Below are 14,772 nucleotides of genomic sequence, written 5' to 3' on the forward strand. Positions count from 1 at the left end.
ATCAAGGAGCGGTGATTCCGTACAAAATAGTGCGATTCGATCTGTTTCTCAGTGAGAAAAGCCTGACGAAATCGACTTTTTTTTCGCGCGATGCCGCCGATTTGCTGGTGGCAGCCGTCACCGACCTTATCGTCCTTGCGTGGTTACGTCCTCGTGCTAGAGAACGTTTAGCGGTCATGAATGGTGAAAAAGATGTTTTTCATTTGGAAAAATGTCTGCTGAAATAAAGACAATTCCGCCGTTCGTCAAGAATAGAATGATATCAGCGGAGCAAAAGGAGGAATGACAGATAGAAATGAACCGTCCAGCTGGATTTTGGAAGCGGCTGTTGGCTAACTTGTTGGACGCCATTGTGATCGGCATTCCGATTTCGGTCATCGGCTATTTGATTACGGGCAGTATGGAAACGAACTGGTTTACCTCGGTCGCCAACATTCTTTACGCTCTAGTAGTTCCAGCGGTCTGGTATGGCTATACGGTCGGCAAACGGATGATCGGCATCCGAATTGCCAAAGTAAACGGCGGCAAAGTCGGCCTTGGTACGATGTTTTTGCGTTCGTTTGTCGACAGACTTGTGTATTTTGTTACTTTTGGAATGGGACTTCTTATTAGTGCGATGATGGTAGCTGCAAGAGAAGACAAACGATCGATTCACGATTTTATCGCCGGCACGTATGTGACAACAGAAAAGCCGACGGCGTAAACAAGGAAACGAGCGGGCTTCCAAATGGGGGCCTGTTTGTTTTTGCTCGCAGAGTTGCGATGCGGGATGAGGACATCAGCGCTGACTCTCAAGAAGCGAAGCCTTGATAAAACGTGTCTTTGCCTCTCAGTCAGCTCTCGCGTTCTTCGAAAGCTGGCGATTTCATCGCGGGTACGGTTTTACCATATTGATCCTGTTTTTCACTCATTCTCCCATTGATGAAAGGAATCAGCGGTTTTTCACCAGCTTTCTAGGGGGATAGTGATGAAAGCGTGCACACCGCTTCCTAGCATCGTTTCTCAAATAGAAAAGCCTTGCAACACCGCGCACTTTTATTCATCGACCAAAGGAAACCACTGTTTTTCACCAGCCTTCTAGGAGGCCGGTGATTTTGTGCAAAATACCGCCGAGTTCCACCCGTTTCTCAATGAGAGAAACCTCGCAGAATCAGCTTTCTTTATCTGAATGAAAATGCCTCTAATTGGTGTGTGACAGCGGTTTTTCACCGACCTTTTGGCAACGGTGTTCATCCAATTCATATTTCGTGTGTGTTCGACGGAAATCGGGAGGATTTTTTATTCCAATGTCGAATAAATTGGCTTAGCCATCAATACATATTCACGCGCTTGAGAAAAATTTCAAAAAGACAAAAACGTGGTTGTTGGGGGGGCAGAGAGGCTTGAGGCATAAAAATGTTGTTCGGATGATCATTTTTCATTAGTATAATTCTTATATCGGTAAAATTTACATGAACGCACGGCAGCGAATCGATCTCATGCAGTGATCACCATGAAACGACTGACGTGACAAAAGAAGGAGGAGAAAGGGTTTGTCGCTAACGAGCTATATCATCCGCACGATGTTTGTTGTCATTCCGGGCACGGCAGCGATTGGCGCGGGGGTCTGCCTAGCGAATGACATTCATGGTGCAGCGCTTGGCTGGACGTTGATGGCCACCGTGCTGTTTGGTGCGCTGATCGGTCTGATCTCCGCGTCGCTCAACTACCGGCGGTTTGTTGCGCCGATCGCCGTTATTAACCGCCACTTAGAGAAGATGACGGAGGGGGATTTGACGGCGCGCGTGCCATTGGACCGGGTGCGCCAGCTGCGGCCGATCGCGGCATCGTTAAATCATATGGCGGACGCATGGCAAGAAGTTATGAAAAGCATCCAGCATCATGCCGAGGAAGTCGCGCAATATTCGCAACAGCTTGCCGCTGTCGCCGAACAGACAACAAAAGCTACCGAACAAATCGCGACCACCATGGAAACGATGGCGTCTCATGCCGAAGAGCAGACTAGCGCTGTTCGCGGCACGGCGGCGGCAGTCAATACCATTTCCCGAACGCTCGGCGATGTGGATCGTCGGACAAAAGATGTCACTCATCGGGCCCAGGAAACCGCGGCAAAGGCCGAGTCTGGGGAGCAATCGGTGGAGAAAATGTCGGAGCAAATGCAGTTTATCTACGGTCATGTCCAATCGCTAGGCCAGATCGTCAAAGCGCTTGGCGAACGATCGAACGAGATCGGACAAATTACCGAGGCCATTACGGGCATCGCCTCACAGACGAATTTGTTGGCGCTCAACGCGGCGATCGAGGCGGCGCGCGCTGGTGAGCAAGGGAAAGGATTTGCCGTCGTCGCCGGCGAGGTGAGAAAACTGGCTGAACAATCGGCTCGTTCTGCGCAGCAAATTTCTGAGCTGATCGGCTACATCCAAGAAGAGACGAAGCGGGCCATCGCTTCCACCGAACGGGTCGTCTCGGAAGTGGCGCATGGACTGAATGCTGCCCATGCTTGTGGGGAATCGTTTGCCCATATCCGTGAGGCGGTGGGGCAGGTGAGCGAACAAATCGGACAAGTTTCGCTGGCGCTTGAACAGATGACGGATCATGTCCGTCATGTGGATGAAGCGTTGCAACAGATGACCGATATTGTAGAACAATCGTCTGCCAGCACCGCTAACGTATCGGCGGCAACGCAAGAGCAGATGGCTTCCGTCGAAGAAATCGCTTCTTCGTCGGCATCGTTGGGCCGAATGGCGGACGAGATGCGGACGATGCTGAAGCATTTTTCGGTGTGATTTAAAAAAAACATGGATACGAAAGGGGGGGCTAAATCTCGCCCCAGTCGGCAGTGAAAAAAAGATTGCCTGCCGGCTGACGATGCGATACAATGAGAAAAAATGAGCTGTGATCGCGTCATACGCGTAATCTGCTAGGGGAGTCCGAGAGCCGGGCTGAGAAAAGAACGCGATGAAGTTCTTTGACCCTTTGAACCTGATCTGGGTCATGCCAGCGTAGGGAAGCAGGCAGCGGGAACAGATGGACGTGTCATGTTCGTTTGCCCTTTTGCCTTCGATCAGGTTCCGTTGTCGGAACCTGTTTTTGTTTTGTCTCGTCCTCTCTCTTTCCCTTTTGGATGGTTGCCTTCTTCCAAGCGTGATGGCATGGATCCAGTCGATGAAATCAAAAGAAAGGGGATCCATGCATGGAAAACATCCGCACATTAATGTCATTCCCATCTAGCCGCAAAGTGTATATCGAGGGATCGCGTCCGGACGTGCGCGTGCCGATGCGAGAAATTATGCTGTCGCCGACGAAGACAGCCCACGGCGAAGTGGAAAACGAGCCCGTGCGTGTGTACGACACAACAGGGCCGTATACAGACCCTCATTTTGAGCCAGATATCGAAAAAGGATTGCCACCTCTCCGGCATCGCTGGATCGTTGAGCGCGCCGATGTCGAAGAAGTGGAGCCGCGGGCGGTCGCTCCTCGTTCGCTGGCGCTTCCCTTTGCCCGCCGACCTTTGCGCGCGAAGCTAGGAAAAGCGGTGACGCAAATGCATTACGCCAAACAGGGGATCATCACGCCAGAAATGGAGTTTGTCGCGATTCGCGAACGAATCGATCCGGAAATTGTCCGCCAGGAAGTGGCGGCGGGGCGGGCGATCATCCCCGCCAACATCAATCATCCGGAGAGCGAACCGATGATCATCGGCCGCCGCTTCCATGTAAAAATTAACGCCAATATCGGCAACTCGGCTGTTTCGTCATCGATTGACGATGAAGTGGAAAAACTGCTGTGGGCGGTGCGTTGGGGCGCCGATACGGTGATGGATTTATCGACGGGCAAGCACATTCATGAAACGCGCGAGTACATTCTCCGCAACTCGCCGGTCCCGGTAGGAACGGTGCCGATTTATCAGGCGCTCGAAAAGGTCGGGGGAGCGCCCGAGAAGCTGACATGGGACGTGTACCGCGAAACGCTGATCGAGCAAGCCGAGCAAGGGGTCGATTACATGACCATTCATGCTGGGGTGCGGCTTCACTACATTCCGCTCACCGCTAGCCGCGTGACCGGCATCGTCTCGCGCGGCGGCTCGATCATTGCGCAATGGTGCTTGGCACATCATCAAGAAAACTTTTTGTATACGCATTTTGAAGACATTTGCCAAATTTTGCGACAGTATGATGTGGCCATTTCGCTCGGAGACGGGCTGCGGCCGGGTTCCATCGCTGATGCGAACGATGACGCGCAGTTTGCCGAACTCAAGACGCTCGGGGAGTTGACGGCCATCGCCTGGAAGCATGACGTGCAAGTGATGATCGAAGGGCCGGGACACATTCCGATGCATAAAATTCGCGAAAATGTCGAGCGGGAGCAGGAAATTTGCCATGGGGCGCCGTTTTATACGTTAGGGCCGCTTGTCACCGACATCGCGCCCGGATATGACCATATTACGTCAGCCATTGGCGCCGCCATCATTGGGGCTTATGGAACGGCGATGCTTTGCTACGTCACGCCGAAAGAGCACTTAGGGCTGCCCAACAAAGAGGATGTGCGTGCCGGGGTGGTCGCTTATAAAATCGCCGCCCATGCCGCTGATCTGGCGAAAGGACATCCGGCCGCCCAGCAGCGCGACGATGCGCTCTCAAAGGCGCGCTTTGAGTTTCGGTGGAACGACCAATTCCATTTATCGCTTGACCCGGAGCGCGCCCGTGAATACCATGACGAAACTTTACCGGCTGCCGCGGCGAAAACCGCCCACTTTTGTTCGATGTGTGGGCCGAAATTTTGCTCGATGAGCATTTCTCATGAGCTGCAGCGGAAAATGAAAGAAGACGGCATGCAAGCGAAAGCGAAGGAATTTGTTCAGAAGGGCGCTTCTCTGTATCAATGACAAGTCCATTCAGGACGGACGAACGTATGAAAGCGCGGAAGCCCGCCAGTTAGGCAAGAGTATATGATTATGCAGAAAATATAGAATAAAAATATATTTACAAATTATTTTTTATCCGTTATGATAATGGCATAAGGGGTAAATTTCTAGTCATAACATAATTTGTGAAGGAAAAACTGCGCAGTCTATTGCAGCGCCTTCGCCGGCGTTTCGCTTCCATAGACAGCGGCCAGTTGCGTCATCGAACGATAGATGGTGCCGGCCGCTTCTTTTTATGGGCCAACGGCGAAATGCAAGACTTTTCGAAACGCCTCCGAATTTGTATGGCCGAGCACGTTGTTTTGGAAGCGTTTTCTGAAAAAGTGCAGGATTGACGCCGATGTTCATCCCCGGTGGTGGAGGGCAAAACGTTGCTCATGCAACATTTCTGTGAAAATGCCGGACTGACGCCGATGTTCATCCCCGAATGGAGGGTAAAACGTTGCTCATGCAACATTTTTGTGAAAATGCCGGATCGGCGCGGGATGTTCAACCCTGGGTGGGGCGCGCTGCCTATGGAACAGCCGAACTGGCGTGAGATTTTCATCCCCGGGTGGGGCAGATCGCGTTGCCTATGAAACGTTTCTTTGAGAATTGGGAGATGTCAGTGCGGGCGGGATCAGGAATGGGCATGTGAGCAGCTAGCGGGCGCATACACTGAAACGAAGGGGCATGAGGAGGGAGGGGATTGACTTTGTTTTCCGATCTTGTGGAGACGATGCCGCCTTATTTGTTTTCCCGTTTTCAACGGAAAAAAGAGGAGCTGGTGAAGCAAGGGGTCGATGTCATTGATTTAGGGATCGGCGCTCCCGATTTGCCGCCGCCGTCCTTTGTCATCGAGGTGTTGAAAAAAGAGCTCGAGGCGCCGGAACATTATACGTATTCGCCGTATGGCGGCTGCAAGGAATATCGGGAGGCGGTCGCCCGGTTTTATGAACGGGAATACGGGGTCGTGCTCGATCCGGAAACGGAAGTGCTCGCTTTGATCGGCTCGAAGGAAGGGATCGTTCATCTGTTGCAAGCGGTTCTGAAGCCGGGAGAGCTTGTGCTTGTGCCGGATCCCGGTTATCCCGTTTATCGAACGGCGGTTCATTTTGCCCGCGGGCGGAGCCGGGCGCTGCCCTTGGATGCTCAAAACGGTTACGCGCCTCAGTTTGCTGCGCTTTCTCCCGACGTGTATGATGAGGCGAAGCTGATGCTCCTCAACTATCCAAGCAATCCGACCGCGGCCGTGGCCGAGATCGGCGTGTTTTCCGAGGCCGTTTCCCTCGCGCGCCGGCATCGGCTGTTCATTGCCCATGACGCCGCGTATTCATTGGTGACGTTCGCCGGGTTTCAGTCACCGAGCATTTTGCAGGTGGACGGGGCGAAAGAGGTAGCGGTCGAATTTGGCTCATTGTCGAAAAGCTATAACATGGCGGGCTGCCGCATCGGGTATGTGGTGGGAAACCGCCACCTAATTCGAGCGCTTTCGGTCATCAAAAGCAACATCGACACATGTCAATTCATTCCCATTCAAAAAGCGGCCGCTGCTGCGCTGACGAACGGGCAGGCTTTTGCGAAAGCGAACAGTTTGGTTTATGAAGCGCGCATGAACAGGATGGTGGAAGGGCTTCGCGAACTCGGCTTGAACGTGCAGCGTCCGAAGGCGACTTTTTTCCTATGGGTTCCCGTTCCCACAGGGTACTCATCCGAATCATTTGCCACCCAACTGCTCGATGATGCGGGGATTATCGTCACACCGGGAACGGCGTTTGGCCCGGCCGGAGAAGGGTACGTCCGCGTTTCGCTCTCGGCGCCGATTGAGCGGCTCGAGCAAGCATTGGAGCGGTGGAAACGAGTGAATGGGGGGACGCTGGCGCCATGAAACGAACGATTCGAAACGTGACGGTGGCCAAGGTCATCGTGGAATGTCTAAAACAGGAACAGATCCGCCATGTGTTTGGCGTGCCCGGGGAAAGCTACTTGCCGTTGCTTGACGCCATTTATGAAGAGCCGTCGATTGAGTTCATTTCCGCCCGCCATGAGGGAGGAGCGTCGTTTATGGCGGAAGGGTATGCGAAAGCGGCGCGGACATGCGGCGTCGTCTTAGCAACAAGGGCGGTCGGCGCGGCCAATTTGGCGATCGGCGTCCATACGGCTAGGCAAGATTCCACGCCGATGGTCGTATTTTTAGGGCAAGTGGACAGCCGCTTTCTTGGTCGGGAAGGTTTTCAAGAGGTTGATTTGGAGGCGTTTTTTCGCCCGCTCGCGAAATGGACGGTCGAAATTCGCGACGCCGAACGAGTGCCGGAGCTGGTGCAGCGCGCGTTTCGCACCGCGAAGACGGGCAGACCCGGTCCGGTTGTCGTTTCGCTGCCGGAGGATGTGCTTTGGCAAACCGTCCCGGAAGCTGTGATGGCTTCCACCCAAGTGCCGAAGCCGGCTCCGCGCCACGAGGACGTTCGGGAAGTCGAAGCTTGGCTGACGCGCGCCAAGCGGCCGCTCGTCATCGCCGGCGGAGGTGTCAAGTGGGCGGGCGCGGAGCCGCTGCTGCGGTTATGGGCTGAAACGTATTCGTTGCCGGTGATGGCAGCGTTCCGTCGCCATGACGTATTTCCCCATGATCACCCGTGCTACGTCGGGCATCTCGGCTTGGGAGCGCCAGAAGCGGTGAGGGAGACAGCGGAGCAGGCCGATGTAGTGATTGCGCTCGGAACACGGTTATCGGAAGTGACTACGCAAGACTACCGTGTACCGTCTGCTGATCAGACGCTCATTCATATTGACTTGGACAGCGATGGGTTTGGAAAAGTGCGCGCGCCGGACGTGGCCATTTGGGCCGACTGTCGGGAAGCGCTATCCCGCCTGCTGACGATTGCGGTGCGGCCGAGCTGGCAAGAATGGGTGGCAAAACGGCGGGAGCAGTATGAACAAACGGCAACGCTGCCAGAAAAACCGCGCAATGTGTATGAAGCGGCCATGGCGAGTTTCGCGCGCCATTTGCCGAACAACGCTGTTTTCACAAACGACGCAGGGAATTTTGCCGGCTGGCTTCACACGTTTTTCCCGTTTAGCGAAGGCCATACGTATATCGGGCCGACGTCCGGAGCCATGGGATACGGCATGCCGGCGGCCATAGGCGCCAAACTGGCATTGCCCGACCGAACGGTTGTGTCGCTGTCGGGAGACGGCGGATTTATGATGACGATGCAAGAGTTGGAAACAGCTGTCCGGTATGACATTCCGATCATCTCCGTCGTATTTAACAACCGCATGTACGGGACGATTCGCATGCATCAAGAACTGCGGTTTCCGGGTCGGGTCATCGGCACGGAGTTGGGGAGCGTTCCGTTTGCCCGCTTGGCGGAATGTTTGAATGGGCTTGGCTTCCAAGTGCAGACGGAACAGCAGTTCACAGAGGCGCTGTGCGCGGCGCTGGCGGCCAAACGCCCGACGGTCATTGAAGTGCTGGCTGATCCCGATTGTCTTTCGGTCTCGACGACGATGCAGGAGCTGCGGGCGCGGCAATCGCTGTGACCGCGGACGGCAGTCGTTTCGTTGGGAACGGTGATTGTTCCAAAAAATATTCACCGTTGCCAATGTTGATGTGCCGGTTGGATGGTTCGAAAAAGGAGGCGGCCGCAAAGGTGCTCCCGGCCACGGAGCCGGGAAATGCCGCGATCCGGCTCCATCATTCCATTGCGCGAAAATGGGGGGAGTAGGCGATGAACATTCAAAACTATATCAATGGAAAATGGAAAGAACCGAGCACTGGGCGGTGGGCGCCGGTGATCAATCCAGCGACAGGGGAAACCATCGCCAAGGCGCCGATGTCAGGGGTCCAAGATATCGATGAGGCGGTTCAGGCAGCCAAGGAAGCGCAAAAACGATGGGCGCTCGTGCCGGCGCCGAAACGCGCGGAAATTTTGTATCGAGTCGGGACGCTGCTTCAAGAGCGGAAAGAGGCGCTGGCTCGGCTGTTGACGATGGAAATGGGCAAAGTGATTGAGGAAGCGCGCGGCGAAGTGCAAGAAGGCATCGATATGGCGTTTTACATGGCGGGGGAAGGGCGGCGGTTGTTCGGCGACACGACGCCATCGGAGTTGAAAGATAAATTCGCCATGAGCGTTCGGGTGCCAGTCGGGGTAGTCGGTATCATCACGCCGTGGAATTTCCCAATCGCGATCGCTACTTGGAAGTCGTTCCCTGCCCTTGTGGCCGGCAATGCGGTCGTGTGGAAGCCGGCGCTGGAAACGCCAATTATGGCGCAGGAGTTGGCGCGCATTTTTGCAGAAGCGGGTTTGCCGCCGGGAGTGTTTCATGTCGTCCATGGCGACGGGCCGACAGCTGGCAATGCGCTCGTCGAACATCCGGATGTCAAGGTCATCTCGTTTACCGGGTCGAATGAAGTCGGGCGGATGATTGCGGAAACATGCGGACGGCTGTTGAAAAAAGTTTCGCTTGAAATGGGCGGGAAAAACGCGGTGATCGTCATGGATGACGCCGACTTGTCGCTAGCGGTCGACGGCATTATTTGGAGCGCCTTTGGCACCTCGAGGCAGCGGTGCACCGCGTGCAGCCGGGTCATTGTCCATGAGCGGGTGAAACAGGAGCTTGAGCGGCGTCTGCTTGAAGCCGTGAAAACATTGAAAATCGGCAACGGGCTCGATGAAACGGTCAAGGTAGGGCCGGTCATCCATGAAGAAGCGCTGCAAAAAATCGACCGCTACGTGCGCATTGGCGTAGAAGAAGGGGCGAAGCTGCTTGTGGGCGGCTATATATTGCGTGAAGGCGACTATGCGCGCGGCTTCTACTACGCACCGACGATTTTCACCGATGTCACGCCGAAGATGCGCATCGCCCGCGAAGAAATTTTCGGCCCGGTCGTGTCGATCCTTTCCGTCCGCAGTTTGGACGAAGCGATCGAGGTCAACAACAGCGTCGATTATGGGCTGTCAAGCGCGATTTTCACGCGCGATGTCAATAACGTGTTTCGGGCCATGCGCGATTTGGACACCGGCATTGTGTACGTCAACGCCGGCACCACGGGTGCGGAGATTCATTTGCCGTTTGGCGGTACGAAAGGGACGGGCAACGGTCATCGCGACTCCGGCGTCGCCGCGCTTGACGTGTTCACCGAGTGGCGGAGCATTTATGTCGATTTCAGCGGCAGACTGCAGCGGGCGCAAATTGATACGGCTGACTGAACCGGGCTGCCCTCGGCGCGGAACGGAAAAACGGCGGCCGACGGGGAGGACGGGTAGCCAAAGGAAGGGCATCTGCGGCAAAAGGGAAGAGCGTCTAGAAGGCCGGTGAAAACCGCTGATTCCTTTCATTAATGGGGGAATGAGCAAAAACAGGACCCGATGTAACAAGGTTTTTCGAGATGAGAAATAACATTGTAAAGCCGTATCCGCGAGTAAATCACCAGCCTCCTAGAAGGTCGGTGAAAAACCGATGTCACACACCAATCGGAGGCATTTTCATTCCAAAAAGAAAGCTGATTCTGCGAGGTTTCTCTCATTGAGAAATGGGTGGAACTCAGCGGTATTTTGCACGAAATCACCAGCCTTCTAGAACGCGAGCGCATGATCAACAATCGGTGACAGGAGGGAGAAACGATGAAAGTGCTCGTGCTTGGCGCAGGGTTGATGGGAAAGGAAGCAGCGCGTGATTTAGTGCAAAGCGAAGCGGTGGAAGCCGTCACCTTGGCGGATGTCGATCGAACGAAAGCGGAGCGAGCCGCGCGGCAACTCCAATCGGAAAAACTTTCGGCAGTACAAGCGGATGCTGGCGATCAGCAACAGCTGTCCGCTTTGATGAAAAAGCATGATGTGGTGGTCAATGCGCTGTTTTATCGGTTTAATGAAACCGTGGCGAAAACAGCGATCGCCTCCGGTGTTCACTCGGTCGATTTAGGGGGGCATATCGGCCATATTACTGACCGCGTGTTGGAGCTCCATGATCAAGCCCAGGCAGCGGGGGTGACGATCATTCCTGACCTAGGTGTCGCTCCCGGCATGATTAATATTTTGTCCGGCTATGGAGCGAGCCAACTCGATGAAGTCGAATCGATTCAGCTGTATGTCGGCGGCATTCCCGTCCATCCCGATCCACCGCTCGAGTACAACCATGTGTTTTCGTTGGAAGGGCTTCTTGATCATTACACCGATCCGTCTTTGATCATCCGCGACGGCAAGGTGCAGGAAGTTCCGTCCCTTTCAGAGATCGAGCCGATTTATTTTGAACGGTTTGGGCCGCTTGAAGCGTTTCATACTTCAGGAGGAACATCGACGCTGTCGCGCTCGTTTCCGAACTTGAAGCGGCTTGAGTATAAAACGATCCGCTATCGCGGCCACGCGGAAAAATTCAAACTCCTCGTTGACTTGAACTTGACGCGCAACGATTTTGAAGTGGAGATCGGCGGGCGCCCAATCAAGCCGCGCGACGTGCTGCTGGCCGTCTTGACGCCGCTTCTTGATTTAAAAGGGAAAGACGATGTCGTCTTGCTTCGGGTGATCGTTGGCGGGCGGAAAGAAGGAAAGGAAACGGTGCTCGAATATGAGACGGTGACATTCAACGACCGCGAAAACAACGTGACGGCGATGGCGCGGACGACAGCGTACACGATTTCCGCTGTCGCCCAACTGATCGGCCGCGGCATCATCCAAAAGCGCGGCGTCTATCCGCCTGAACAAATCGTTCCAGGGGATGTGTATATTGAGGAGATGAAGCGGCGCGGAGTGATGATTCGCGAGAAGAAAACAGATCGCTAGAGAAGAACGCACCAAACGAAAACCACCCCACCCCGTTTTCAGCTGCGAAACGGGGGTGGGGTGGCGGTGCTGATCGCGCCGCTATGCGCGGCGGTTAGGCGGCTTTCGTTTCCGACGGCTCGCCTTTGCGCCAAGCTAGGAAAAGAAAGGCGGCCAGCGCCAGCGCCATGGCGACCATAAACGGGGCTTTGACGGACAAAGCGTGGCCGATGACGCCGGACAGCACGGGGGCGATGGCCGCCCCCATCCAGCGGACGAAGTTGTACATGCCGGAAGTGACGCCACGTTCGTACGGCGAACTTTCCATTACGTAGCTTGTGAACAAGGCGTTGTTTACGCCGGATACAAGCCCTGACAAAATGATCAAGACGATCGTCAGCCACGTTGGTTGGGCGACGGCCAACAGCAGCAGCAACACCGCAAACAGCAATAAGCTGTACGGCAGTAGATGTTTCGGTTCATGTCTTTCCTCCAGCCGATGAGCCAGCACCGCCGAACCGTAGGCGAGGCAAAGCCCCCAGCCGAAGAAGACGAGGCCGATTTGAATGGCGGATAAGTGAATGATAAGCGGCGAATACGCTAGAACAACGAAAAAGCCGTAATAGTAAAGCATACCGCCTACCGCTCCTTTCAAAAACGGCGGAAAAGCGAGCAGACGCCGCATTTCTTGCCACCCGGCCGCCTTTTTTGGTTTTCCTTTATTCGGATCGTACACAAACAAGGCGACAAGCAAAAAGGCGATAAAAATGAGCACGCTCGTGCCGAGAAACGGGTAGCGCCATGAATGTTGGCCAAGCAGCCCGCCGATGAGCGGACCGCCGGCCATCCCGAGGCCGATCGCCGCCTCATACAAGCCGACAGCCGTGCTCGCCTGCGGTGTTAAGGCGATCAACAAGGTCATGGCGGTCGCAAAAAATGTCGCATTGCCAAGCCCCCACCCGGCGCGGAAGAGGGATAATTGGGGGATGTTCGCCGCAAAGCCGCACAATAATGAGAACATCGTGACAAGGCCAAGTCCGATCACCATCATTTGTTTATCGCCGACGCGGCTGACGATGAGACCAACCGGAATCATCATGACGGCCATCGTAAAAATGTAGGCGGTAAACAGCATTTCCACTTGCCAGTGGGTTGCGCCGATGCTTTCGGCAATGACCGGTAAAATCGGATCGACCACTCCGATGCCCATAAACGCCAAAAATGCAGCGGCAACGGTGATCCACCGCGCCCGTGTTTGTCTTCCTTCGTCCATTATTCTTCTCTCCCTTCCTGCAAAATCGTGTTGACTCGCTGTTCCATTTGTTTCAACTCTTGTTTGAGTGTTTCCATTTTCTTCATCTTTTCGTCCAGCATGGCGATTTGTTGGCGCAGTCCGGCAGCGATTTGTTCGAGTTCGCGCCGTTTTTCATGATCGGCAGTCTGAAGGAGTTCGGCCCGGTGCGCAGCGATTTTTTCTTTTAAGGATAAAAAGTGTTGGAGCTCCTGAAGGGAAAAGCCAAGCACTTCGCGAGCGGCGATAATTTGTTTCAGCTGTTCGATCTCCTCCTCGGTATAAAGGCGCGTACCGCCGTCGCTCCGCGCTGGCGGTTTGATCAAACCAATTTCTTCGTAATAGCGAATCGTGCGTTTCGTCAAGCCGGTTGCTTTGGCGACGTCGTCAATTTTCAATCGTTTCATGATGGGGCCCTCGCTTTCGTTGCATCATGACCAACCGCGTTTTTCACAAATATAACATTAACGTGAACGTTATATTTTTGTCAATAGGACTTTGGAATGGGAGGGAAAAACCGTGGTTTTCGCGGCTGTACAAATCAATAAGAGGGTGTCGCCGAAAGAACGGGACACCCTCTTTTAACCGATATGCGATGATTGTACACGGAATGTATGAGGTTGGAGATTGACTCGGGCAACCGCTTCCCGGAATCATTTCTCAAGTAGAAAAACTTGTTGCATCGGACTCTATAAGGTTGGTGATTTCGTGCAAAATACTGCTCATTCCATTCGTTTCTCAATTTGAGAAACCTTGCAGAACCAGTTTTCTTTTCTGAATGAACATGCCGCTGATTCGTGTGTGACAGCGGTTTTTCACCGGCCTTTATGTTCGCGCGTTCCATCGGTAAACAGCGATTTTTTACCGGCCTTCTATCAAGGCAAACGACTTTCGGGGCCAGCCTCCGCCGATAACCGCTTCTACGATGGCTGAGCGTTCTTGGCCGACTCTTTGTGCCGCCGGCTGCTTGGGGCGATGTCAGCTGGAAATGGCGCTAGCGCGTCACGCTCGTTTTGCTGGCTTTGAGCACTTCTTTGACCGCCGCTTCAATTTCTTGATAGCTCGTGCAGCGGCAAATGTTCGACTCGAGCCATTCTTGAATCATCGCGTCATCGGCGTCCGGATGCCGGTCGATGAGCGCTTGAGCGTTCATGATGAAACCCGGCGTGCAGTAGCCGCACTGAAAAGCGAAGTGGCGGACGAAAGCGTGCTGTATAGGAGCATCATCGAGCCCTTCGATCGTCGTGATCGGTTTGCCGACCGTTTCGATCGCCAGCATCATGCATGATTTGATCGGCGTGCCGTTGACGAGGACGGTGCAGGCGCCGCAGTCCCCGTTTAGACACCCCGGTTTGGCGCCGGTCAGCCCGAGGTGATCGCGCAAAACAAACAGCAGCGTCTCCGCTTGGCGGACGACGACGGTTCGTTGCTCGCCGTTAATGTGCAACACAAGCTCCCGTTTTGTCAGTTCTTCCATCGTGCATGTGCACCTCCCGCCTAAGAGGCTGGTGATTTCATCGGAAATACGGCTTTAGACTGTCATTTTTCAATGAGAAACCCCTTGTTGCATCGCCTCTGCTTTTCGCCCCCGCATTGAGCAAGGGAATCAGCCGTTTTTCACCGCCCTCCTAGGGGGCCGGTGATTTACTCGCACAAACGCTTCTCAGAATCCAAGTAGAAAAACTGGTTGCATCAGATTCTATGTTCAAGCATTCCATCATCGATCAAGGCAAACAACGATTTTTCACCGCTCTCCTCGGAGACCGGTGATTATATCGTGTATACCGCTTCCTGGCATCGTTTCTCAAATAGAAAAGCCT

Annotated in this window: 11 protein-coding genes and 1 riboswitch; of the genes, 8 read left to right on the plus strand and 3 right to left on the minus strand. The window is 54.3% G+C overall.

Annotation, left to right across the window (positions count from 1 at the left end; all coding sequences use genetic code 11):
- Positions 1–11: 11 nt before the first annotated feature.
- From ACTVIM_RS02085 to ACTVIM_RS02120, 8 genes are all read left to right on the plus strand, one after another.
- Complete coding sequence (locus tag ACTVIM_RS02085; protein WP_445613490.1) at positions 12–227, plus strand: hypothetical protein; 216 nt, start codon at positions 12–14, stop codon at positions 225–227.
- Positions 228–295: 68 nt separating this feature from the next.
- Positions 296–703, plus strand: a complete 408-nt coding sequence (locus ACTVIM_RS02090; protein ID WP_445613491.1) for an RDD family protein — start codon at positions 296–298, stop codon at positions 701–703.
- Positions 704–1,532: 829 nt separating this feature from the next.
- Positions 1,533–2,786 carry a methyl-accepting chemotaxis protein gene (locus ACTVIM_RS02095; RefSeq protein ID WP_445613492.1) on the plus strand — a complete coding sequence of 418 codons (1,254 nt, stop codon included), beginning with the start codon at positions 1,533–1,535 and terminating at the stop codon, positions 2,784–2,786.
- Positions 2,787–2,912: 126 nt separating this feature from the next.
- Positions 2,913–3,026: riboswitch (TPP riboswitch) on the plus strand.
- Positions 3,027–3,193: 167 nt separating this feature from the next.
- Entirely contained in the window at positions 3,194–4,885 is a 1,692-nt protein-coding gene (gene thiC / locus ACTVIM_RS02100; RefSeq protein WP_445613493.1) for a phosphomethylpyrimidine synthase ThiC, read from the plus strand.
- Between the two features lie 727 nt (positions 4,886–5,612).
- Positions 5,613–6,791, plus strand: a complete 1,179-nt coding sequence (locus tag ACTVIM_RS02105; protein WP_445613494.1) for an aminotransferase class I/II-fold pyridoxal phosphate-dependent enzyme — start codon at positions 5,613–5,615, stop codon at positions 6,789–6,791.
- A complete protein-coding gene (locus ACTVIM_RS02110; protein WP_445613495.1) occupies positions 6,788–8,443 on the plus strand; it encodes a thiamine pyrophosphate-binding protein in 1,656 nt (551 codons plus the stop codon). Before ACTVIM_RS02105 ends, ACTVIM_RS02110 begins: the two co-directional genes overlap by 4 nt.
- A 188-nt stretch (positions 8,444–8,631) precedes the next feature.
- A complete protein-coding gene (locus tag ACTVIM_RS02115; RefSeq protein ID WP_445613496.1) occupies positions 8,632–10,113 on the plus strand; it encodes an aldehyde dehydrogenase family protein in 1,482 nt (493 codons plus the stop codon).
- A 414-nt stretch (positions 10,114–10,527) separates the two neighbouring features.
- Positions 10,528–11,682 carry a saccharopine dehydrogenase family protein gene (locus tag ACTVIM_RS02120; RefSeq protein ID WP_033018491.1) on the plus strand — a complete coding sequence of 385 codons (1,155 nt, stop codon included), beginning with the start codon at positions 10,528–10,530 and terminating at the stop codon, positions 11,680–11,682.
- A gap of 94 nt (positions 11,683–11,776) precedes the next feature.
- Here ACTVIM_RS02120 and ACTVIM_RS02125 read toward each other — a convergent pair whose 3' ends face one another.
- The 3 genes from ACTVIM_RS02125 to ACTVIM_RS02135 all read right to left on the minus strand — a co-directional run bounded on the left by ACTVIM_RS02125 (position 11,777) and on the right by ACTVIM_RS02135 (position 14,429).
- Positions 11,777–12,934, minus strand: a complete 1,158-nt coding sequence (locus ACTVIM_RS02125; RefSeq protein WP_033844631.1) for an MFS transporter — start codon at positions 12,932–12,934, stop codon at positions 11,777–11,779.
- Complete coding sequence (locus ACTVIM_RS02130; RefSeq protein WP_033018488.1) at positions 12,934–13,359, minus strand: MerR family transcriptional regulator; 426 nt, start codon at positions 13,357–13,359, stop codon at positions 12,934–12,936. Before ACTVIM_RS02130 ends, ACTVIM_RS02125 begins: the two co-directional genes overlap by 1 nt.
- A gap of 587 nt (positions 13,360–13,946) precedes the next feature.
- Positions 13,947–14,429, minus strand: a complete 483-nt coding sequence (locus tag ACTVIM_RS02135) for a (2Fe-2S)-binding protein (protein WP_445613497.1) — start codon at positions 14,427–14,429, stop codon at positions 13,947–13,949.
- Positions 14,430–14,772: the final 343 nt, after the last annotated feature.

Source organism: Geobacillus sp. YF-1 (genome assembly GCF_052692335.1).